A 22,179-nucleotide genomic window follows, 5' to 3' on the forward strand; every position below is an offset into this window, starting at 1 on the left:
GATCTCTATTTCATAGCGTATCTCATTCCTACAAAGACATTAGATCCTGAAGTAGCATATCCATAACTAAGCTGATAATCCTTGTTAAAGATGTTGTTCCAGCGCCCAAAGAGTGACCAGTCTTTAGTAATTTGATAGTTACCATACAGATTGTAAATTGCATAACCACCCATGTAACCGGTGTTATCAAAATTGGTGCGATTAGCTTGGAAAGTACCTTCTGCACCCGCAGTCAATCTAGTGTTTTTGTACTCTGTGCCAATATTTCCAAATTGACGTGCTCGTTTAGCCAAAACATATCCAGTGCTCTGGTCAATTGGATTTTGCTGATCAAAAGAACCTCGAATACTTATGTTACCGAATCGAGTTGCGCCCCCTACTGATAAGCCAGTAATCTTTGCACTTGCAACATTGGTCGCACAGCCGTAATTAGGGGCCGTATTTATTTGCGTAGTAGTACAAGGAGGGGATGTACTTGAGTATTGGATTAAGTTTGCAATTGAGTTGCTATAGGCAGCTAAACGAAGGTCATATTGCCTAGTTTCATAGTTAAGCCCAACCTCGCTGTTTTTACTTTTCTCTGGCTTAAGCGTTGGGTTTCCATAGACTGGATAAAACATATCATACAAGGAGGGCGCCTTAAATCCTGTGCCGTAATTAATATTAGCCCTTAGCTGCTTTGTAAAAAAATATCCGTATGCAAGATTGCCGGTGGTCTGTGGACCATAGCCCGAAATGCTGTCATTACGGATGCTGGCATTGCCCAGATGTGATCCACGCTTTAGTTGATAAGCACTAGCAAAAGAGTTTGTTGTTTGGCTGAGATTTAAAGCCCCAGTAGTTGCAGTTGCAGTAGCAACTTTTCGCTCTGCAACAAGCTGGATCAAATCAGACCCGACGTTAACATCATTTTGCCATGTATAAATATTTTGTCGTGAATTACTAATGGCATTACTGGTTGGGGTAAGGGACTGTGATAAGTCATATGATTGTGCGGCTTGAAAAAGGCTTTTCCAGTTCTGGGTAATTTGATTTTTCGAGAAGAGCGAATACGTACTCACATCGTTAACCTGGTTACCAATCGGCTTCGCAGCTGAAAATACCGGGTATTGATTATTATTTCTTGCAGCAAATACTTGTAAACCAAATTCTTGCCCTCGTGCCCATTCCTGACTTATTTTTCCAGCCCCACCGCTTCGGGTGTAGCCCATATTTGAAGTTGTGTTTAAGTAACTTGGATAGGCATTATTTTGCGCAACGCTATTAAATCCAGTAGAAATTTCTTGCGTCGCACTTAAGGAGTATCTTATTTTCTGATCACCCGATGTGCTGCCATAAAAACTTACATCCGAAATTGACGTGCCATAAGATCCATAGCCAGTAGAGGCGCCAACTTGCATTGGTCCATCACCAGTTTTCGTGAAGATTTGTACAACACCACCAATTGCATCAGATCCATATAAGCTACTCTGCGGACCAAAAATGATTTCAATGTGATCAATGATTGATAAGGGAAGAGCTTGCCATGCTGGGGAGCCCGTTAGGGTTGATTGAGACCGAACTCCGTCAATTAATACTAGGGTTTGATTAGAGTTTGATCCCCTTAAGAAAACACTGGCAATTCCTCCGTTACCACCGCTACTGGATATCTCAACACCACGCTGTCTTTGTAGGAGTTGCACCAAACTCGACTGCGCTGCATCTGCAATTTCTTCTGGCCCAATATAAACGTAGTCTGCTAGAACATCATCGGCCTTGGTTGGCGTTCTTGTTGCAGTAACAATGATTGGATTAAGCGGGTCTACTGAATTGGATACCGATACCGATACCGATGGTGTTTGCGCTACTGCACTTTGAAATGGAAAGACGCTAGATAAAAGCGTTACTAACAGTGCAAATCTGCACTGTGTATTGCTGAACTGCTGTTTCATGATGAACCTTCTGCCGTCGAATCACCAAGCCAACTTCCCCGTTAGCCGAGTCGAACAGAACTTCATGGGCGCGTTTCCAGAACGTCAATATGTGCGGCGCATGGAGTCCATGCGAACGCTTCTATCGGCGCGCGAAGGATCCCCGTCCGCAAAATTCCACCTGTTTTGGCCGGTATCCGGGCTGGCAAATTTAAGAACCTGACCTTCCCATGCGATTGACGCGCACAGTGGCTATATCCAAGTTCTCTGTACCGAGCTACAAGGCACATTTGCTTACCGTTGCGGGGGCAGCACACGTTTGAGTAGTGTTTCCCGTTTAACTTTATTGCAATGCAATAAAGCACCATAACTCTTCAATAGTACCGCATTTAAGACCCCCAAATATTGGGGTTTTTACTGACTGAGCCTACAATAGCACTGTAAGAACAATAATAAATATGACCGTACTAGACAAACACCCCGAAAAAAACCTGATTCGCTTGCAGCTGAGTCAAAACATCGTCTTGCAGCATTTGGATCCGGCAAGCATGGCCGAGCTAGAGCGCCATTTAGTGATTTCTGATCTAAAAAAATCAGAGATTTTGCTGCACCAGGGCGACCATCAAATGGAGCAGTACTTTATTCTGGATGGCATTTTGAAGCGCATCGTATCGAGCTCGGACGCAAAAGAAATGATCTTGCGCTTCACGATCGAAAAGGACATCGAAACCAGCTATGCCGCATGGCGCCTCAAGAAGTCGGCTCCTTACAGCATTGCCTGCGTGACCAAGGCTAGGGTTGCGCGCCTGCCCATGAAAAAGTGGACTGAGTTCTTGGAGAGCCATGCTCCCCTGAAAGAGAGTTTTGAGTTTGAGGTAATGCGCCTGATGAGTGAAATCATGGCCCATACCATTACCTTGCATATGCTCGATGCGCCAGGCCGCGTAGAGCGCTTTCTGCGTAAGTACGAGAGCCTTTTTGGACTTTTGCCCAAAAAAGAGCTTGCAGCCTATTTGAATCTATCGCCCGAGACCCTAAGCCGCTTAAAAACAAAGCACAAAGACCTATTTGTCTAGTTTTTATATGGATTTGCCTTTGCCTCCGACGGGCTCTAACCCTTGTTTTTATTGGAATTAAAGGGAAATTGACGCAAGTCAATGCTGATCTACACCCCCAAGCCTAAGATGCATCCACCTAAATGCAGTTTGTTAATTCCCTGGGTTTAGGTGCATTTTTTAATTGGAGACACAAGACAGAAGCTAAATTGCCTTGCCAACGGAGTGAAGCAATCTAACCAATACAACTTTTATGACAAACGACAATCAAAACCAAGAACTTACCGACGGATTCCATCTCGTTATCGACGCCCTGAAGGCCAATGACATTGACACCATTTATGGATTAGTGGGCATTCCAATTACTGACTTGTGCCGCTTAGCTCAAGCTGAAGGCTTGCGCTTTATTGGTTTCCGCCATGAGCAGCACGCAGGAAATGCCGCAGCCATTGCCGGTTACATGACACAAAAGCCTGGTATCTGCATGACGGTTTCCGCACCTGGTTTCTTGAACGGTTTAACTGCCTTAGCCAACGCAACGGTGAACTGCTTCCCAATGATTCTGATTAGCGGCTCAAGTGAGCGCGAGATCGTTGACTTGCAGCAGGGCGATTACGAAGAGATGGATCAGCTTAATGCAGCCAAGCCATACGCTAAAGCTGCTTATCGTATTAATCATGCGGAAGACATTGGCATTGGTATTGCACGCGCAATTCGTGCTGCGGTATCGGGTCGTCCAGGCGGCGTGTACTTGGACTTGCCAGCACAGCTCTTGTCACAGACTCTGTCGGTTGCTGAAGCCAAGAAATCCATTTTCAAAGTAATCGACCCAGTACCCCGTCAGATCCCAGCACCCGATGCAGTAGCGCGTGCATTGAATGTGCTGAAGGGCGCAAAGCGTCCATTGATTCTGTTAGGCAAAGGCGCTGCGTATGCTCAAGCTGATGCAGACATCAAGGCCTTGATCGAAAAATCCGGTATTCCGTATTTGCCAATGTCGATGGCCAAAGGCTTGCTGCCTGATAACCATCCCCAATCTGCATCTGCAGCCCGCTCATACGTTTTGGCTGAGGCCGATGCGGTGTTGTTAGTTGGCGCGCGTTTGAACTGGTTGCTGGCTCACGGTAAGGGCAAGACCTGGGGTAAAGAGCGTAAGCAATTTATCCAAATTGATATTCAAGCAAACGAAGTTGACAGCAACGTCCAGATCGATGCGCCATTGATTGGTGACATTGGCTCCTGCGTTGGCGAGCTCTTGAAGGGCATCGCTGCTGTACCGAAGCCAAGCGCAGAGTGGATTAGCGCGATCAATGAGAAGAAAGACAAGAACATGGCAAAGATGGCAGAAACACTTGCCAAAGATGCCGTGCCAATGAACTTCCATGGCGCATTGCGCGTGATTCGCGATGTTGTGAAGAAAAACCCCGATGTCAACCTCGTTAACGAAGGTGCAAATACCCTCGACTATTGCCGTTCGATTGTCGATATGTACAAGCCACGTAAGCGTTTTGACTCCGGTACATGGGGCATTATGGGTATTGGTATGGGCTATGCGATTGGTGCAGCTGTTACCAGTGGTTTGCCTGTCATCGCAGTGGAGGGTGATAGCGCCTTTGGTTTCAGCGGCATGGAGCTCGAGACCATTTGCCGTTACAACTTGCCAATCACCACCGTGATTTTCAATAACAATGGTGTTTACCGTGGTACCGATGTAAACCCAACCGGCGGCGCTGATGTTGCTCCAACCGTATTCGTTAAAAACGCACGCTATGACAAGATGATGGAAGCGTTTGGTGGAATCGGTTACAACGTCACCACCCCACAGGAATTAGAGAAGGCATTGACTGAGGCAATAGCCGCAGGCAAGCCAGCACTAATCAATGCTGTCATTGATGAAACAGCAGGCACCGAAAGTGGTCGCCTGACGAATCTCAACCCAGCAAGTACTGCCACAAAGAAGTAATTGACGAGTTAAGTCGTACGCAACCCTAAGGAGATTTAATATGAGCAAGCCATTAGACGGAATCCGCATCATCGATTTCACACACGTACAAGCAGGTCCTGCATGTACTCAGTTGTTGGCATGGTATGGCGCGGACGTAATCAAAGTAGAGCGTCCTGGATCTGGCGACGTAACCCGTAGCCAGTTGCGCGACATTCCAGATGCTGACGCCTTGTATTTCACCATGCTCAACGGTAACAAGCGTTCGTTGACTTTGGATACCAAGACTGCAGAAGGTAAGGAAGTATTGGAGAAGTTGATTAAGGTTTCTGACGTCATGGTCGAGAACTTTGGTCCAGGCGCTTTAGATCGCATGGGCTTCTCTTGGGAACGCATCATGGAACTGAACCCACGCATGATCATGGCGTCGGTAAAAGGCTTCAGCGATGGCCACTCCTATGAAGATTTAAAGGTGTATGAGAACGTAGCGCAGTGTGCTGGCGGCGCAGCCTCCACCACTGGTTTCTGGGATGGTCCTCCTACCGTATCTGCTGCTGCTTTGGGCGATAGCAATACAGGTATGCACTTGGCGATTGGTATTTTGACCGCGCTGATGCACCGTGAGAAGACTGGCCGTGGTCAGAAGGTTGCTTGCTCGATGCAAGACGCCGTATTGAACCTGTGCCGCGTGAAGTTGCGCGACCAGCAGCGTCTGGATCGCGTTGGTTACTTGGAAGAGTACCCACAGTATCCCCATGGCACATTCTCTGACGTTGTACCCCGCGGTGGTAATGCCGGCGGCGGCGGTCAGCCAGGTTGGGTTTTAAAGTGTAAGGGCTGGGAAACTGATCCAAACGCCTACATTTATTTCACCATCCAAGGCCATGCTTGGAAGCCAATTACCGAGGCTTTAGGTCGTCCAGAGTGGGCAACCGATCCTGCTTACATGACTGCAGAAGCACGTCAAGACAAGATTTTTGACATCTTCGCAACCATTGAAGACTGGCTCAAAGACAAGACCAAGTACGAAGCAGTGGATATCTTGCGTAAGTTCGATATTCCATGCGCCCCTGTACTGTCGATGAAAGAACTCGCCGCATCACCAGATTTGCGTGCAAGCGGTTCGATTGTTGAGGTTGATCACAAGGTGCGCGGTAAGTACCTGACGATTGGTAGCCCAATCAAGTTCTCTGATCTCAAGATTGACGTTAAGCCATCCCCAGTTTTAGGTGAGCACACCGATGAGGTTTTGGCTGACCTGGGCTACGGTAAAGACGATATTGCCAAGTTGCACGCGGCAAAAGCAGTTTAATAACAATAAATTAGTTTGATCCTTTAAGGCGCTCCGAGTGGGCGCCTTTTTTATTGCCTTAATTTGCCCAGAATCAGGCTAAATCGCACAATGCGAAATCCAGTTTCAGAGCTTGATAATCCCTAGATGGGTGCGGCAAAAAGGCGCCAATTATGGCCACTAAGCACTGCTTAGCCACTAGGCTAGCTGGAAATCAGGGTAGTCCCGACTGGTAGAATTTGATTAATTCAAAATTTCAATTCTTATTAGGACTACTGTCATGGCAAAAGCACTGGAAGGGGTGAAAATCCTCGATTTCACGCACGTTCAATCGGGACCAACCTGTACCCAATTATTGGCTTGGTTTGGAGCGGATGTAATTAAGGTAGAGCGCTCAGGTGAGGGCGATGCTACCCGCGGTCAATTGCGCGACATACCCGATGCGGATAGCTTGTATTTCACGATGCTGAATCACAATAAACGCTCGATTACAGTCAATACCAAGACCCCTGAGGGCAAGGATATTCTCGAGCGCTTGATTAAAGAGTGCGACGTCTTGGTTGAAAACTTTGCACCAGGCGCTTTGGATCGCATGGGCTTTACTTGGGAGCACATTCAGCATCTCAATCCCCGCATGATCATGGCATCGATCAAGGGCTTTGGTCCAGGGCCATATGAAGATTGCAAGGTATACGAAAACGTAGCGCAGTGCGCTGGCGGCTCCGCATCAACGACTGGTTTTGATGATGGCCCGCCAATGGTAACGGGCGCGCAGATTGGCGACAGTGGAACTGGTTTGCACTTAGCCTTAGGTATCGTCACTGCGTTGTATCAGCGTACCCATTCGGGTCGTGGTCAGCGAGTGCAAGCTGCTATGCAAGACGCCGTATTGAATTTGTGCCGCGTAAAGTTGCGCGACCAACAGCGCCTTGATCGTAACGGCACCATGCAAGAGTATCCGCAGTTCCCCAACGGTCATTTTGGTGAAGCAGTGCCCCGCGCTGGCAATGCCTCTGGCGGTGGACAGCCCGGCTGGATTCTGAAATGCAAAGGCTGGGAAACCGACCCCAACTCCTACATTTATGTCGTGGTTCAGGCAGCAGTATGGGAAGCCATTTGTAAGGTGATTGGTAAAGAAGAGTGGATTACTGACCATGACTTCTCCTCTCCCATGGCGCGCTTGCCAAGGCTCATGCAAATCTTTGGTGAGATCGAAAAATGGACCATGACCAAAACCAAGTTTGAGGTGATGGATACATTGAATAAATACGACGTGCCATGCGGCCCTATTCTGTCGATGAAAGAAATCGCTGAAGAGCCAGCCTTGCGCGCTACCGGCACAATTGTTGAAGTCGATCACCCGATTCGAGGCAAATACTTAACCGTGGGCAACCCCATCAAGTTATCCGATAGCGAAACTGAGGTCACGCGTTCACCATTGCTGGGCGAGCACACCGATGAAATTCTCCAGGAGCTGGGATTTAATATCGACGACCTGATCGATTTACGCCACCGGAAAGTCATCTAAATGAAAGTTGCTCTAATCGGCAGTCAAGATTTTGGTAAGGCTGCTTTAGAGGCCTTTTTAGAGCGTGGCGACGAGGTAGTTGCGGTGTTTTGTCCGCCCGACAATCCCAAAGCTACAAAGCCTGAGATATTGAAAGAGGCAACCCTTGCAAAAGGCCTCGTGCCCTTGCAATTTGCCTCGCTCAAGAGCCCCGAGGCGGCGGATGCGATGCGCAATAGTGGTGCAGACATTTGCGTGATGGCCTATGTTCTGCAATTTGTGCCGCAAGAGCTTGCCAAGATACCGCGCTTGGGCACGATTCAATACCATCCCTCATTGCTACCGAAGTACCGTGGCCCGAGCGCCATTAACTGGGCTATTGCCTTGGGCGAGAGCAAGACAGGCCTCACCATTTTCCGGCCATCCGATGGCCTGGATGAGGGTGAAGTGATTTTGCAAAAAGAAGTGGCGATTGGCGCAAACGATACCCTGGGATCGGTTTACTTTGATCACCTATTTCCGCTTGGGGTTCAGGCGCTATTAGAGGCTGCTGATCTGGTTGCTGCAAGCAAGCATCAAGAGATAGTGCAAGATGAAGCGCTCGCCAATTACGAAGGCTGGTTCGATCAAGCGGCTGCCCGCATCCATTGGTCAAACCACATTACGCAGATCCATAACTTGATTCGGGCCTGCAATCCAGCGCCTGGCGCTTGGACCATGGTCGGCGAACAAAAGGTACAGATTTATGACGTGAAGAAACACGTCACGGCGACCTATGGCGCTGTCAAAGGTAAGCCTGGCCAGATCACGGCGATTGGTTCGGAATCCTTTTTTGTGACCTGCCATGGCGGTCAGATTGAGGTACTCAAGGCCAAAGGGGCTGCTGGTAAAGTCAGCGGCGCAGAGCTGGCTAAAAGCCTTGGTTTAACGGTAGACCAATTTTTTACTGCTTAAGGAAAGAAGACCCAACTGGCGGCGCGGGTCTTAGGTCTTAGATCTCTAAGTTATCAATCAGGCGGGTTTTACCGAGCTTCGCGGCGGTCACAATCACGAGCGGCTGACCGCCATCCAAATCGGCTTGAGTAGGTCTGGCTAAATCCCGTTGCTGGCGAATCGCCATGTAGTCGGGCTTCCACCCCCGAGTTTGCATTTGCATCAAGGCGTTCGCCTCGATATCCAGCAAAGAACTTACCGTCTTTTCTTTTAAGCCAAGCACCTGCTCGCGCATCGCGCTTAACTGGCGTTGCAGTGCCGGCGCTTCCGCGCGCTCGCTTGCAGAAAGATAGATGTTGCGTGAGGACAGGGCTAACCCATCTTCAGCGCGAATGGTTTCGGCTGGAACAATATCAACCGGTAAGGCAAATTGACTCGCCATCTGACGAACGATCATCAGCTGCTGGTAATCTTTTTTTCCAAAGACTGCAACGCGTGGCTGCACACAGGAAAAGAGTTTTAAAACAACCGTGCAGACGCCCTTAAAAAAACCAGGCCTGAACTCCCCTTCAAGAATATCGCCGAGTTGTTGTGGTGGATCAACACGGTATTCTTGTGGCTGTGGGTAGAGGTCTTTTTCAGTTGGGGCAAATAAAATGTAGACCCCTTCTTTTTCAAGTTTATCGATGTCGGCCTGCATGGTCCGAGGGTAGCTATCAAAGTCTTCGTTCGGACCAAATTGCAAGCGGTTTACAAAAATACTGGCTACCACCGGATCGCCGTGTTGGCGCGCCAAGCGCATTAACGATAAATGGCCTTCGTGTAGATTGCCCATGGTGGGCACAAACGAGGCGCGATTTTGACCCCGCAAATGATCACGTAACTCATTGATATCACTAATTATTTTCATGCGCTGGGGGTGTAAGCCAAACGCACGTAAATGGGAGCATAGGGCTCTGCTTGGGTAATCTCTACCAAGGCTTCCCGTGACAGTTCGAGCATGGCAATGAAATTCACAATCACCACGGGCACACCATTGCCCAAGGCAATCGCATCTTCAAATAATTCGCTGAACTCAACAAAGCGCGTGCTTTGCAGGCGACGCAAAATGCGCGTCATAAAATCACGCACCGATAGAGTTTCACGGGTGATGGTGTGGTGCTGATTTAATTTTGCTCGGTGCAATACATCACGCCAAGCCATTTGCAAGTCTTCTAAATTCACTTCGGGCCAAGTGACGGCGACCGTTGTATCAACATAGCCATGCGCAATTTGGAAGTCACGCCCTTGCTGCGGAATCTGGTCTAACTCTTGTGCTGCCAACTTCATGCGCTCATATTCAAGCAGTCGACGCACCAACTCAGCGCGCGGATCTTCAACCTCTTCTTCGCTATCAGCCTTTTTCATTGGCAGAAGCATGCGGGATTTGATTTCAATCAGCATGGCTGCCATGAGCAGATACTCTGCAGCCAACTCTAAATTAGTGTGGCGAATTTGATCAATGTAGGTCAAGTATTGGGACGTGACCTGTGCCATCGGAATATCCAGAACATTGAAGTTCTGTTTGCGAATGAGGTAGAGCAGTAAATCGAGTGGGCCTTCAAACGCCTCGAGGAAAACCTCGAGCGCATCGGGCGGAATGTACAGGTCTGTAGGGAGCTTAAAAAGGGGCTCGCCATACAGTTTGGCAAACGCCTCTGACATGCCATCGGTAACCGAGGGCGTGCTGTCAAATAAGCCATCTACCGGCTGGACCAGGGGGTCATTCATTGGAATAAACGTATGCCCGTTGTTTGACTTTGGCGGCCTTTAGGCGGCGCTGCTCATCAATGCTAATTGGCTCTTTGTCCCAAAGGAGGGCGCGCCCAGCTTGCTGGTCTTGCTCTAAGGTGGGTTTAGCCGCTTTGAGTTTTTCTAGAAATACGGTGACGTCAGATTGGTATTTGCGCATATCGATACTTAATTCTCAATAAATTCAATAACTTATAAAATCCCACGGAACTGGGCAACTCTCATTATTAACGATTTTGTATGGCCTAAGTCAGATTTGTGTCGGCATCCCGTTTTTAGCTATTGGCCGCTAATAGGACGTCAATTTGGGCCGGTTCAACGCGGCTCATGAGATGGGTATAGGGTGAAATGGGTTGCTGACTGGAGAGGGGTGTATTGATGTCGCTCCAAGCCATCGGCGCTACACATAAAAAGCGTTCAACACCGGCAGCAACCTGCGGCAACACTGGTTTGAGATACAGGCTTAAACACCGAAATGCTTCCAGGGTCACGCTGCAAATTGCCTGAAGATCAGCTGTGCGCTCGGGATCTTTGGCGATGTCCCATGGTTTGTTTTCATCGACAAAGGCGTTGACTTGATCTGCCAATTCCATAATGGTGCGAACGGCTTTTGCAAACTCGCGTCCTTCATACAATTCAGCAATTTTGGTATTGGCTGCTCGAATCGAAATCAGCAAGGGATTTTGCATGGCGTCGTCCACAACCACACCACCAAAGCGTTTCACCAAAAAGCCGGCGCTGCGACTCGCAATATTGATGTACTTGCCAATCAAATCGCTGTTGACCCGCGCAACGAAGTCGCTCAGATTGAGGTCAAGGTCCTCCATGCTGTCGTTGAGCTTGGTTGCAAAATAGTAGCGGAACCATTCAGGATTAAAGCCCGACTCGATTACGCTATTGGCTGAGATGAGGGTGCCGCGTGACTTACTCATCTTTTCGCCATCAACCGTCAGAAAGCCGTGTGCGAATACGTTGGTAGGGGTACGGTAGCCAGCAAAATGCAAGGTAGCAGGCCAAAACAAAGTATGGAAATACAAAATGTCTTTGCCAATAAAGTGGTACTGCTCGGTGCTGCTATCGGGCTTCACCCACTCATTAAAATCCAGATCTTTGTCAGTACAGTATTTTAAGAAACTGGCGTAGTAGCCAATTGGGGCATCAAGCCAAACATAGAAATACTTACCGGGTGCATCGGGGATCTCAAAGCCAAAGTAGGGGGCATCGCGCGAAATATCCCAGTCGCCCAATTTGCTGTCACCAGCTTGCCCAACCCACTCTTTCATTTTGTTGCGGGCTTCGGGTTGCAGCGGCGTACGAACCTGGGTCCAGTCGCGCAAGAAGGTTTCACAGCGGGGGTCGGATAGCTTGAAGAAGTAGTGATCAGACACTTTGCGAATCGGTGTCGCGCCACTGACGACCGAGAAGGGATCAATTAAGTCGGTAGGCGCATAGGTGGCGCCGCATTTTTCACAGGAGTCGCCATATTGATCGGGCGCTTTGCATTTCGGGCACTTACCTTTAATAAAGCGATCCGGGAGGAACATTTCTTTAACGGGATCATATGCCTGCTCGATGGCGCGCTTTTCAATCAGACCCGCGTCGCGAAGCTTGAGGTAAATGTCTCCCGCCAGCTTTTCATTTTCAGGACTATCGGTGGTGTAGTAATGATCAAAGGAGATTAAAAATGCATCGAAGTCACGCTTATGCTCTTGCCACACTTTTGCAATCAGCTCTTTGGGGGTCAGCCCCTCTTTCTCTGCGCGCAGCATGATGGGTGTGCCATGGGTGTCATCTGCCCCCATGTAATGCACTTCATGACCCTGCATCCGTTGATAGCGAGCCCAAATATCCGTTTGAATGTATTCCACCAAATGGCCAATGTGAATCTGCCCATTGGCATAAGGCAGGGCAGAGGTAACTAAAAGGCGGCGTGGTGAACGACTCATGCTGTAGGCGGGGTACGGTTTGGGTAAAAGGGCAAAATTGGGCTTTTATGTGAATTATGCTGCTAGAGCATGGATTTTAGACTGCGGTTAAAGTAAGGCTCACATTTAAAATACCAAGAATGAATCAAGGAACGCGTGTATGGCAGTAAATCCCCGAATTGCGATGTCCAATGCTTCTGTCCCTCTCATCCATGAGGTCCAGATCATTGATGAGGCTGGGCGCCATAAAACCGTCCATGTACCGGGTGAGCGCTCGCTGACGATTTATTTGGACAAGCGTGAGCTTGTCACCCTCATGACCCTGGGTAGCGCCCCTGAGGCCCTGGTACTGGGCTATTTGCGCAACCAACGGCTGGTGGAATCGCCGGACGACATTGAAAGCATCCAGGTTGATTGGGAAACCGATTCGGCCGCAGTCAAAACTCGGCGCAGCACCGTCGATATCGATCAAATGACCAGTAAGCGGATTGTGACCACCGGTTGCGGACAGGGCACCATGTTTGGCGGCCTCATCGAAGAAATGGAACAAATCCGCCTGGCGGATGGCCCCACCTTGAATCAGGCGGCGATTGTGGACCTCATCGACCAAATTCGCCAACACGACACCATCTACAAGAAATCCGGCTCGGTGCATGCCTGCGCCGTATTTGAGCGCAAGGGCGAGGATCGGGTTGAATTGCTCCACTTTATTGAGGACGTAGGTCGCCATAATGCCGTGGACTCGATCTCTGGCCTGATGTGGCTTGCCGACAAGGCAGGTCGCGATTTGGTGTTTTTTACAACCGGGCGCTTAACCTCGGAGATGGTCATTAAGGGGGCTCAAATGGGTATCCCCTTTTTGCTAACGCGCTCAGGCGTAACCCAGATGGGCCTTGAGCTTGCCCAAAAGACCCACCTGACGCTTCTATCGCGTTGCTCGGGAACCCATTTTGAGATTTACAACGCCCCTGAGCGGGTTGTTTTTAGTCCGCCCAAGCCGTAAATAGATGGTCTTCGGGACCGTCTTGGTTTTACAATTCCGCCATGACTATTAAATCCGACCACTGGATACGCCGTATGGCCGAAGAGGGCATGATCAGCCCGTTTGAGCCTGGCCAAATCCGCCAAGACGCCGCTGGACAAAAAATCGTGAGCTACGGTACCTCGAGCTATGGTTATGACATTCGTTGTGCGAACGAATTCAAGATCTTCACGAACATCAACAGCACGATTGTGGATCCAAAACATTTCGATGAAAAATCCTTCGTGGATTTTCAGGGGGATGTGTGCATTATTCCGCCCAACTCCTTTGCATTAGCACGTACGGTCGAATACTTCAAAATCCCACGCAGCGTTCTGACGATTTGCGTTGGTAAGAGTACGTATGCGCGCTGCGGCATCATTGTGAACGTCACGCCATTTGAGCCTGAGTGGGAAGGCTATGTGACCCTCGAGTTTTCAAACACCACGCCATTGCCAGCAAAAATCTATGCAGGCGAGGGCTGTGCTCAAGTTCTCTTTTTTGAAAGCGATGAAGTTTGCGGTACCTCTTATAAGGACCGCGGCGGCAAGTACCAAGGGCAGCAGGGCGTTACGCTACCGAAGACCTAATTGCATTAGGCAATTTTCCAAAGGCACACATGAAATTTCGTTTCCCAATCATCATTATTGATGAGGACTTTCGCTCTGAAAATATTTCTGGCTCAGGCATCCGCGACCTCGCTTTAGCGATCGAAGGTGAGGGCATTGAAGTGATTGGCCTAACCAGCTATGGGGACTTAACGTCATTTGCACAGCAAGCCTCGCGCGCCTCCTGTTTTGTTTTATCGATTGATGACGAGGAATTCATCAGCGATACCGAAGACAATGACTTGCCCGCCTTAAATAATCTGCGCGCATTTGTTGCCGAAGTGCGTAAGCGCAATGAAGATATTCCGATTTTCTTGTATGGCGAGACCCGTACTTCGCGCCATATGCCCAATGACATCTTGCGTGAGTTGCATGGCTTCATTCATATGAATGAAGACACGCCGGAGTTTGTAGCACGCCACATCATTCGTGAGGCGAAGGTCTACCTCGACTCATTGGCCCCTCCCTTCTTCCGTGCCCTGACGCATTACGCCTCTGAAGGTTCATATTCCTGGCATTGTCCTGGTCACTCCGGCGGCGTTGCTTTCCTCAAAAGCCCAGTGGGCCGCATGTTCCATCAATTCTTTGGTGAAAACATGCTGCGCGCCGACGTATGCAATGCCGTTGAAGAATTAGGTCAGTTACTTGACCATACTGGCCCAGTTCTAGCTAGCGAACGCAATGCCGCGCGGATTTTCAATGCCGATCACTTGTTTTTCGTAACCAATGGCACGTCCACGTCTAACAAGATTGTTTGGCACTCGACGGTTGCCCCAGGTGACATTGTGTTAGTGGATCGCAATTGCCATAAATCGGTGATTCATTCGATCACCATGATGGGCGCGATTCCGATTTTCCTGATGCCAACGCGTAACCACCTCGGCATTATTGGCCCTATTCCAAAAGAAGAGTTTGAGTGGGCCAACATCAAAAAGAAAATCGATGCCAACCCCTTCATTAAAGATAAGAACGCCATACCCCGCGTGATGACACTCACGCAAAGTACCTACGACGGCATTATCTACAACGTCGAAATGATTAAAGAGATGCTCGATGGCAAGGTGGATTCTTTGCATTTCGATGAAGCATGGTTACCGCATGCAGCCTTCCATCCCTTCTATAAAGACATGCATGCGATTGGCGCTGACCGTAAGCGCACTAAGAAAAGCTTGATGTTCGCAACCCAATCAACCCACAAACTGTTGGCTGGCTTATCGCAAGCATCGCAAGTCTTGGTGCAAGATGCGGATGAGCATAAATTGGATCGCGATTGCTTTAATGAGGCTTACTTGATGCATACCTCTACCAGCCCGCAGTACGCCATCATTGCCTCGTGCGATGTGTCGGCTGCGATGATGGAGGCCCCAGGCGGAACTACCTTGGTGGAGGAGTCGATTGCGGAGGCGATGGATTTCCGCAGAGCCATGCGCGAAGTCGATGAGCAATTTGGTGCCGATTGGTGGTTTAAGGTGTGGGGCCCCGATCATTTGGCTGAAGACGGTATTGGTGAACGCAATGACTGGGTTCTAGAGCCCAACGCTAGCTGGCATGACTTTGGTAAGTTGGCTGACGACTTCAATATGCTGGACCCCATCAAGGCGACCATCGTTACCCCTGGTCTTGATATTGAAGGCAACTTTGGCACAACCGGTATACCCGCGAGCATCGTCACCAAGTATCTAGCTGAGCACGGCATTATTGTTGAAAAATGCGGACTGTATTCCTTCTTTATCATGTTCACCATTGGTATTACCAAGGGCCGCTGGAATACCTTGGTCACCGAGCTCCAGCAATTTAAAGATCACTTTGATAAAAACGCACCGCTCTGGAAAGTATTGCCCGAGTTTGTGGCCAAGCACCCGCGCTATGAACGCGTTGGCCTAAACGATATTTGCCAGCAAATTCATGCTTTTTATAAAGGCCGTGATGTTGCGCGCATGACAACGGAGATGTATACCTCCGACATGGTGCCCGCGATGATGCCATCGGATGCTTGGGCGCAAATGGCGCACAAAAAAGTCGATCGCGTGCCATTGGATCAACTCGAAGGGCGCGTTACTGCCATGTTGGTTACGCCCTATCCACCCGGCATTCCGTTGTTGATTCCGGGCGAGCGTTTCAATAAACGCATCGTTGACTATCTCTACTTCGCACGCGACTTTAATGCACAGTTTCCTGGCTTTGAGACCGACATCCATGGCCTGGTAAAGACTGAGGTGGATGGTCGCAGCGAATACTACGTTGATTGCGTGCGTTTAGAAAAATAAGTTTATCGGCTGGGTTTTTCAAGCTCAAAGCGGACTGGCGCATCCTGATCTGCTTTGGGTGAGGCCTTCTCTCCCTCACCACTTTGCTCGCTCGTAAAGTCAAACTCTGAATTGATTGCGACGGGCGGCGGCTTATCCAAGAACGTGGTGACCAGTGCCGGAAAGGCAATGACCAAACCAACCATGATGAGTTGCAAGCCAACCCAAGGCAGAGCGCCCCAGTAAATATCACTGCTCTTGACCTCTTTGGGCGCAACCCCACGAAGATAAAACAAGGCAAAGCCAAATGGCGGGTGCATAAAGGAGGTTTGCATATTGACGCAGAGCATGACGCCAAACCACACGAGGGCCGCATTGCCAGCAGCCTGCAGATTGCCACCCATGGCCTCAAGCAAAACCGGAGCGAGCATTTTTTCAGCGACCGGTGCTAGCAAGGGGACGATGATGAAGGCAATCTCAAAGAAGTCTAAAAAGAAGGCCAAGAAAAAGACCAAGATATTCACCACAATCAAAAATCCAATCCAGCCGCCGGGGATGTTGGCAAAGAGGTGCTCCACCCACACGCCGCCATCCACTCCCTGAAATACCACCGAGAAGCAGGTGGAGCCGATCAAGATAAAGATCACCATCGAGGTTAGGCGCATGGTGTTTTGATAGGACTCGGTAATTTGTTTTTTGAGCTTAGCAATTTTGGCGCGCCGCAGCCAAGCGAGTAACAGAGCCCCCATTGCCCCCATTGCGCCAGACTCGGTCGGGGTGGCAATGCCGAGCAAAATGGTACCCAAGACTAAAAAGATTAAAACAGCAGATGGAATAATGCCGAGCAGGCATTTTTTCCACAGCACCCAGCCATTAGCTTGCACATCACTAAGTGGCGCTGCTGGTAGCCAGTCTGGTTTGAGGCGAGTGAGTACAAAGGTATAGAGCGCAAAAAGCCCAATCTGAATCAAGGATGGGCCCCAGGCCCCCAAGTACATGCTGCCGACATCGGCGCTGCCGGTTTGCGTTTTGAGTTGATCGGCGAGCACAATTAATACAAGGGAGGGCGGTACCAATTGGGTGATCGTGCCAGAGGCTGCTAATACGCCAGTGGCGTAGCGCATGTTGTAGCCGTAGCGGATCATGATGGGTAAGGAAATCATGGTCATCGCAATCACTTGCGCTGCAACCGTTCCCGTAATGGCACCCAGTACAAAGCCGACGATGATGACCGAATACCCTAGCCCCCCGCGTATTCGTCCAAAGAGTTGACTCATGGATTCCAGCATTTCTTCTGCAAGGCCGCAGCGCTCCAGAATGGCGCCCATAAAGGTAAAGAAGGGAATGGCTAGCAATAAGTCGTTGGCTAGTACGCCACCAAAAATACGCTGCGGTATGGCTTGCAAAAAGACCAGATCAAAAAAGCCTTGGCTAATCGCAATGGCGCCAAAGAAAAGTCCAGCAGCCATCAATGAAAACGCCACTGGAAAGCCGATGAGCATAAACACAATCAGGCCAGCAAACATCAAGGGCGGCATCCACTCCAAGGGAATCATTGTTTGGGCTTCTCGTAGGCAGTAACGGCAGGGGCGCCAAGTGCATTACCTTGCAACAAAGCGACGCGCTTGATGATTTCAGAGAGGCCTTGTAGGCACAACATGAAAAACCCCATCGGCACGACAAACTTAATCGGGTAGCGCAAGAGTCCGCCCGAATTAATCGAATGTTCAAGAGACAAGAATGAGGGGTAGAACAGGGAGGTCCAGGACAGCCACGTAAACAAGATGCAGGCTGGCATTAAAAAGAAGCTCAGACCAAATAGATCCACCCAGATACGACCGCGCTCTGAGAGGCGAGCGTAGATCAGGTCCACCCGGACATGCTCATTGCGCTTTAAGGTGTAGGAGGCGCCGAGCATCACGGCCGCGGCAAATAAATACCATTGCAATTCCAAGGGCCAGTTATCGCTGAGATCAAAGCCGTAGCGCATGATTGCATTGCCTGCTGAGATCACACAGGAAAGCAAAATGAAGATGCTTGCGGCCTTCCCAAGCCAGGCATTGATGCTGTCAATGCTAGAGGAGATGCGCTGCCAGAAAGCCATCACCGTTCCTAAAGGAGAGGGGTCGGTTAGAGCTTGAGTTCGGCGCGGCCACGCTGGACGGCCGCCAAGACTTGTTGTGGCGCAGTGCCACCCGGATGCTGGCGAGACTGCACTGATCCAGTGACGGTCAAGAGGGGGAACACATCCTCGCTAATGAGATCGGCTCTGGTATCCAAGCCGCAAGCAAAGCGGAGCTCGGATAAGTTCAGGTCCGTTAGATTGCACTTGCGACCAACGCAAGCTTTAACGGCATGGGCTACTGCCTCATGCGCGTCCCGAAACGCCAAACCCTTTTTAACTAAGTAGTCGGCTAAGTCAGTCGCAGTAGCAAACCCTTCTTCAGCCGCTGCTTGCATGACTGCCTTCTGAACTTCGATGTGCGGAATCATGTCGGCAAAAATACGTAAGGTATCTTGCACGGTATCGACTGCATCGAACAGGGGTTCTTTATCCTCTTGATTGTCTTTGTTGTAAGCCAAGGGCTGGCTTTTCATGAGGGTCAGCAAGGCAATCAAATCGCCATACACGCGTCCTGTTTTACCGCGGGCCAGTTCGGGTACGTCGGGGTTTTTCTTTTGCGGCATGATTGAGCTGCCCGTACAGAAGCGATCTGGTAAATCAATGAAGCCAAAGCGCGGACTAAGCCACAAGATCAGTTCTTCCGATAGGCGCGAGACGTGCATCATCAGCGTCGCCGAAAAGGCACAAAACTCAATCGCAAAATCCCGATCCGATACGGCATCCAGGGAGTTGGTGCAAATGCCATCAAAGCCCAGCTTCTGAGCAACCCACTCGCGGTCAATTGGGTAGCTGGTTCCGGCCAGGGCGGCTGCGCCCAGCGGCAGGCGATTCATGCGCTTGCGGCAATCGGCTAGGCGGCTGGCATCGCGGCTAAACATTTCAAAATAAGCCATGAGGTGATGACCAAAGGTGATTGGCTGAGCAACCTGTAAATGGGTATGGCCTGGCATGATGGTGGCTGCATGCGTCTCTGCCAGATTCAGTAAAGCAGAGCGTAATGCCGTTAAGGAGCCTTGAATCTCATCGATGTTGCTGCGTAGCCACAAACGCAAATCGGTAGCCACCTGGTCATTGCGTGAGCGGCCGGTATGCAGGCGCTTACCCGCATCACCAATCAACGCAGTCAGGCGGGCCTCGATATTGAGGTGAACATCCTCTAAGGCCAGCTGCCACTCAAACTGCCCGGCTTCGATTTCCCCTTTGATTTGGGCCATTCCCTTTTGAATGTCCGCTAAATCGGCGGCGCTGATGATTTTTTGCTTTGCGAGCATTTCGGCGTGGGCCAAAGAGCCCTCGATATCGACCAGGGCAAAGCGGTGGTCAAACCCAATGGACGCGGTATAGCGCTGGACCAGTTCATCGACCGGTTCGGCAAAGCGCGCCGACCACGCTTGGGCCTTGTTGGCCAGGGAATTTTTAGAGGAGCTCATAAAGGCAGTATATTGGTGTCAGTCATCTCTATTTTAAATGTTATGTCCCAACACCCGAATTCTGCCCCTTTCCCCCTGACGCCAGCCCGTTTAGTCATTGCCTCCCGAGAAAGCCGCCTAGCCATGTGGCAGGCAGAGCACCTGCGAGATTGCTTAAAAGGCCTTTATCCCGACTGCCAGGTCGAGATTTTAGGAATGACCACCCGCGGCGACCAAATCCTTGATCGCACCCTATCGAAAGTGGGCGGCAAGGGATTGTTTGTGAAGGAATTGGAGGCTGCTTTGGCTGATGGGCGGGCCGATTTGGCAGTCCATTCCTTAAAGGACGTGCCGATGATCATGCCGGACGGCTTTGCCTTAACGTGCGTGATGAGCCGTGAAGACGCGCGTGATGCCTTTGTTTCCAACGATTACGCCTCACTGGATGAGTTACCACAGGGCGCCGTTGTCGGCACATCCAGCCTGCGCCGGGAGGCTATCCTGCGCAAGCACTTCCCCCATCTACAGATTCAACCCTTGCGCGGTAATTTAGACACCCGGATGGGCAAATTGGACCGCGGCGAATACCAGGCGATTATTTTGGCTGCTGCTGGCTTAAAGCGCCTGGGCCTAGCGAGTCGCATTAAAGCCTTCTTGCCGCTTGATCCCTACACGCCCGCAGCAGGCCAGGGCGCCCTCGGGATTGAAACCCTCAGCAATCGTGCAGATATGCATGCCTGGCTCGCGCCACTCAATGACCTGCCTACCTTGCTTGCCGTTTCGGCAGAGCGGATGGTATCCCGGCAACTGGGTGGTTCATGTGAGGTACCTCTGGCAGCACATGGTGAGTGGAATGACTCTGAGTTAGGCATTCGCTCCTTTGTGGCAAGCGTGGATGGCACCCAGATTTGTTTGGCTAGTGCTGCTGCCACGATTAAAACGGTTGCCGATGCAGAAGCCCTGGGGCTCTCTGTGGCGCAGGACCTGATGGCCCAAGGTGCGAGCGACTTACTGCCGTAATCATCATGAAATCCACTACGCTGGTTGTCACTCGGCCAAGTGGTCAAGCAAGCGCCTTAACTGAGGCGCTTCAAGCAGCAATCGCGGACAAAGCAGCCACGCGTACCGGGCAGGATTGGCAAGCGCCGCAGATTCTTGCCCTACCGCTCTTAACAATCGTTCCAAAATCCGATCCTAATGTTGCTGCTGCAATCCGTGCAGCAATGCAGACCGCTGACTTCGCCGTGTTTGTGAGCCCGAATGCCATCGAGTGCACCATGCGATTATTAGGCGACGATTGGCAGTCGATCGCACAGCGCCCGATTCCGATTGGAGTGGTGGGTCAAAGCAGTTACCATGCCCTGGAGCGCCACGGCATCGGCAGAGAAGCCAAAACACCAACCCCCATTTGGATGCCAGGCAATCCCGCACAGTGGGATTCCGAAGGACTGTGGGAGGCGATTCAACATCGCTTTTCGAGCTGGGCAGGCCGACGGGTCGTGGTATTTCGCGGTGACGGCGGTCGCGAGTGGCTAGCGGATCAATTGCAGGCGGTTGGAGCACAGGTTGAAGCGATTGCCGTGTACTCGCGGATACCTCTGAGTGAGTCGAGCCCACAGTGGGAGAAGGTCCTTAATGCGAATACGGATGAGGCATTGTTGATCCTCACTTCGTCTGAAGCAGTTCGGCATTTAGGTGCCGTTTTAAAACAACAGGGCCGCCAAGATTATTTGGCGAGTGCAAGCGCACTATGCCCGCATCACAACATCGCTCGTAGCGCACACGAGATTGGTTTTGGGACTGTACTGGAGTGCCACTCGGGTGATGCTGCTTTAGTTAGCGCTGCAATTAATTGGCTGGAGGCAGAGTCAAAAAAACCTCATTAACCAATAAGGGGTGGCCCTTTAAGTGATAGAGGGTTCTTCTGGCCCATGCGCCGGTTGGCATTTCAGGATAACGACGCTGACCGTCTTTCCACAAGGGGTGGCGACGATCCAATTGGGTAATCTCGCGATGGGTTCTGAGTCGATTGCGATTGCGGTTACGACCCTGAAACAAAACAGCACCCAGCGGCTTTTTACCTAACTTTAGGATGGTGTGATTACTACCGCTTGCGGTCAGTATGGGAATGATGCTACGGGCGATGACGACTGGCTCTTGGTTGATGAGTAAGAGCACTTCCCGCACACGACAGCGTTTGGTGCGGCCATGAAAAAAGCGACTTTCGTCGCTATGGATGGTTTGAAGTCGATCTGCTAAAACCTGTACCTCAATGCGACTTTCAAAAGCCACTTCGAGTTTACGCGTTAAAGAACCAGTGTCACTAAGCCACGTTTGCCACTGTCGCGGGGCAAGGTGAATTCCACCGGAACCGACTCGATTCCAAACAGAACGGAGGCGATTGCGGTGGAGCATG

19 protein-coding genes and 1 riboswitch are annotated in these 22,179 nt (G+C 50.4%); of the genes, 10 read left to right on the forward strand and 9 right to left on the reverse strand.

The features are described from left to right. Positions 1–5: 5 nt before the first annotated feature. Positions 6–1,931 carry a TonB-dependent receptor domain-containing protein gene (locus AOC34_RS02805; protein WP_108468675.1) on the reverse strand — a complete coding sequence of 642 codons (1,926 nt, stop codon included), beginning with the start codon at positions 1,929–1,931 and terminating at the stop codon, positions 6–8. Between the two features lie 150 nt (positions 1,932–2,081). Further along, positions 2,082–2,294, reverse strand: a riboswitch (cobalamin riboswitch). 74 nt (positions 2,295–2,368) lie between these two features. On the opposite strand from AOC34_RS02805, the gene AOC34_RS02810 reads away from it, so the two are divergent. From AOC34_RS02810 to AOC34_RS02830, 5 genes are all read left to right on the forward strand, one after another. Next, positions 2,369–2,986 carry a Crp/Fnr family transcriptional regulator gene (locus AOC34_RS02810; RefSeq protein ID WP_108468676.1) on the forward strand — a complete coding sequence of 206 codons (618 nt, stop codon included), beginning with the start codon at positions 2,369–2,371 and terminating at the stop codon, positions 2,984–2,986. A gap of 232 nt (positions 2,987–3,218) precedes the next feature. Next, complete coding sequence (gene oxc / locus AOC34_RS02815) at positions 3,219–4,928, forward strand: oxalyl-CoA decarboxylase (protein ID WP_108468677.1); 1,710 nt, start codon at positions 3,219–3,221, stop codon at positions 4,926–4,928. A 40-nt stretch (positions 4,929–4,968) separates the two neighbouring features. Next, positions 4,969–6,219, forward strand: a complete 1,251-nt coding sequence (frc, locus tag AOC34_RS02820) for a formyl-CoA transferase (RefSeq protein WP_108468678.1) — start codon at positions 4,969–4,971, stop codon at positions 6,217–6,219. Between the two features lie 259 nt (positions 6,220–6,478). Beyond that, on the forward strand, positions 6,479–7,726 hold the full coding sequence (gene frc, locus AOC34_RS02825) for a formyl-CoA transferase (RefSeq protein ID WP_108468679.1): 1,248 nt from the start codon (positions 6,479–6,481) through the stop codon (positions 7,724–7,726). Beyond that, a complete protein-coding gene (locus tag AOC34_RS02830; protein WP_108468680.1) occupies positions 7,727–8,659 on the forward strand; it encodes a methionyl-tRNA formyltransferase in 933 nt (310 codons plus the stop codon). It abuts the gene before it with no gap. A gap of 37 nt (positions 8,660–8,696) precedes the next feature. On the opposite strand, the gene panC is transcribed toward AOC34_RS02830, so the two are convergent. The 4 genes from panC to metG form a co-directional block, all read right to left on the reverse strand. Further along, on the reverse strand, positions 8,697–9,548 hold the full coding sequence (gene panC, locus AOC34_RS02835) for a pantoate--beta-alanine ligase (protein WP_108468681.1): 852 nt from the start codon (positions 9,546–9,548) through the stop codon (positions 8,697–8,699). Next, on the reverse strand, positions 9,545–10,408 hold the full coding sequence (locus AOC34_RS02840) for a segregation and condensation protein A (protein WP_108468682.1): 864 nt from the start codon (positions 10,406–10,408) through the stop codon (positions 9,545–9,547). Before AOC34_RS02840 ends, panC begins: the two co-directional genes overlap by 4 nt. Then, positions 10,401–10,589, reverse strand: a complete 189-nt coding sequence (locus AOC34_RS02845) for a DUF3460 family protein (protein WP_108468683.1) — start codon at positions 10,587–10,589, stop codon at positions 10,401–10,403. Before AOC34_RS02845 ends, AOC34_RS02840 begins: the two co-directional genes overlap by 8 nt. A gap of 115 nt (positions 10,590–10,704) precedes the next feature. Further along, positions 10,705–12,375 carry a methionine--tRNA ligase gene (metG, locus tag AOC34_RS02850; RefSeq protein ID WP_108468684.1) on the reverse strand — a complete coding sequence of 557 codons (1,671 nt, stop codon included), beginning with the start codon at positions 12,373–12,375 and terminating at the stop codon, positions 10,705–10,707. Between the two features lie 139 nt (positions 12,376–12,514). Between metG and AOC34_RS02855 the strand changes: the two genes are divergently transcribed. Genes AOC34_RS02855 through AOC34_RS02865 form a run of 3 tightly spaced genes read left to right on the forward strand, consistent with a single transcriptional unit; the run spans position 12,515 to position 16,250 of the window. Next, positions 12,515–13,357 carry a formate dehydrogenase accessory sulfurtransferase FdhD gene (locus AOC34_RS02855; RefSeq protein ID WP_108468685.1) on the forward strand — a complete coding sequence of 281 codons (843 nt, stop codon included), beginning with the start codon at positions 12,515–12,517 and terminating at the stop codon, positions 13,355–13,357. Positions 13,358–13,398: 41 nt separating this feature from the next. Next, entirely contained in the window at positions 13,399–13,965 is a 567-nt protein-coding gene (dcd, locus tag AOC34_RS02860) for a dCTP deaminase (protein WP_108468686.1), read from the forward strand. 29 nt (positions 13,966–13,994) lie between these two features. After that, positions 13,995–16,250, forward strand: a complete 2,256-nt coding sequence (locus AOC34_RS02865; RefSeq protein ID WP_108468687.1) for an arginine/lysine/ornithine decarboxylase — start codon at positions 13,995–13,997, stop codon at positions 16,248–16,250. Between the two features lie 2 nt (positions 16,251–16,252). Here the strand turns inward: AOC34_RS02865 and AOC34_RS02870 are convergent, their stop codons facing one another. Genes AOC34_RS02870 through argH form a run of 3 tightly spaced genes read right to left on the reverse strand, consistent with a single transcriptional unit; the run spans position 16,253 to position 19,784 of the window. Then, a complete protein-coding gene (locus AOC34_RS02870) occupies positions 16,253–17,785 on the reverse strand; it encodes a TRAP transporter large permease (RefSeq protein WP_108468688.1) in 1,533 nt (510 codons plus the stop codon). Further along, positions 17,782–18,333 (reverse strand): TRAP transporter small permease subunit, encoded by a 552-nt coding sequence (locus AOC34_RS02875; protein WP_108468689.1) that lies wholly within the window; start codon positions 18,331–18,333, stop codon positions 17,782–17,784. Before AOC34_RS02875 ends, AOC34_RS02870 begins: the two co-directional genes overlap by 4 nt. Positions 18,334–18,359: 26 nt before the next feature. Beyond that, positions 18,360–19,784, reverse strand: coding sequence for an argininosuccinate lyase (gene argH / locus AOC34_RS02880; protein WP_108468690.1), 1,425 nt, complete (start codon positions 19,782–19,784; stop codon positions 18,360–18,362). 42 nt (positions 19,785–19,826) lie between these two features. Between argH and hemC the strand changes: the two genes are divergently transcribed. Both hemC and AOC34_RS02890 read left to right on the forward strand, forming a co-directional pair. Next, on the forward strand, positions 19,827–20,783 hold the full coding sequence (gene hemC / locus AOC34_RS02885) for a hydroxymethylbilane synthase (RefSeq protein WP_108468691.1): 957 nt from the start codon (positions 19,827–19,829) through the stop codon (positions 20,781–20,783). Between the two features lie 5 nt (positions 20,784–20,788). Then, entirely contained in the window at positions 20,789–21,649 is an 861-nt protein-coding gene (locus tag AOC34_RS02890) for a uroporphyrinogen-III synthase (RefSeq protein WP_108468692.1), read from the forward strand. Here the strand turns inward: AOC34_RS02890 and AOC34_RS02895 are convergent. Beyond that, entirely contained in the window at positions 21,612–22,178 is a 567-nt protein-coding gene (locus tag AOC34_RS02895) for a chorismate--pyruvate lyase family protein (protein ID WP_108468693.1), read from the reverse strand. The two genes, AOC34_RS02890 and AOC34_RS02895, sit on opposite strands and share 38 nt — an antisense overlap. Position 22,179 lies beyond the last annotated feature (1 nt).

It is taken from the genome of Polynucleobacter difficilis (assembly GCF_003065365.1).
Lineage (GTDB): Bacteria > Pseudomonadota > Gammaproteobacteria > Burkholderiales > Burkholderiaceae > Polynucleobacter > Polynucleobacter difficilis.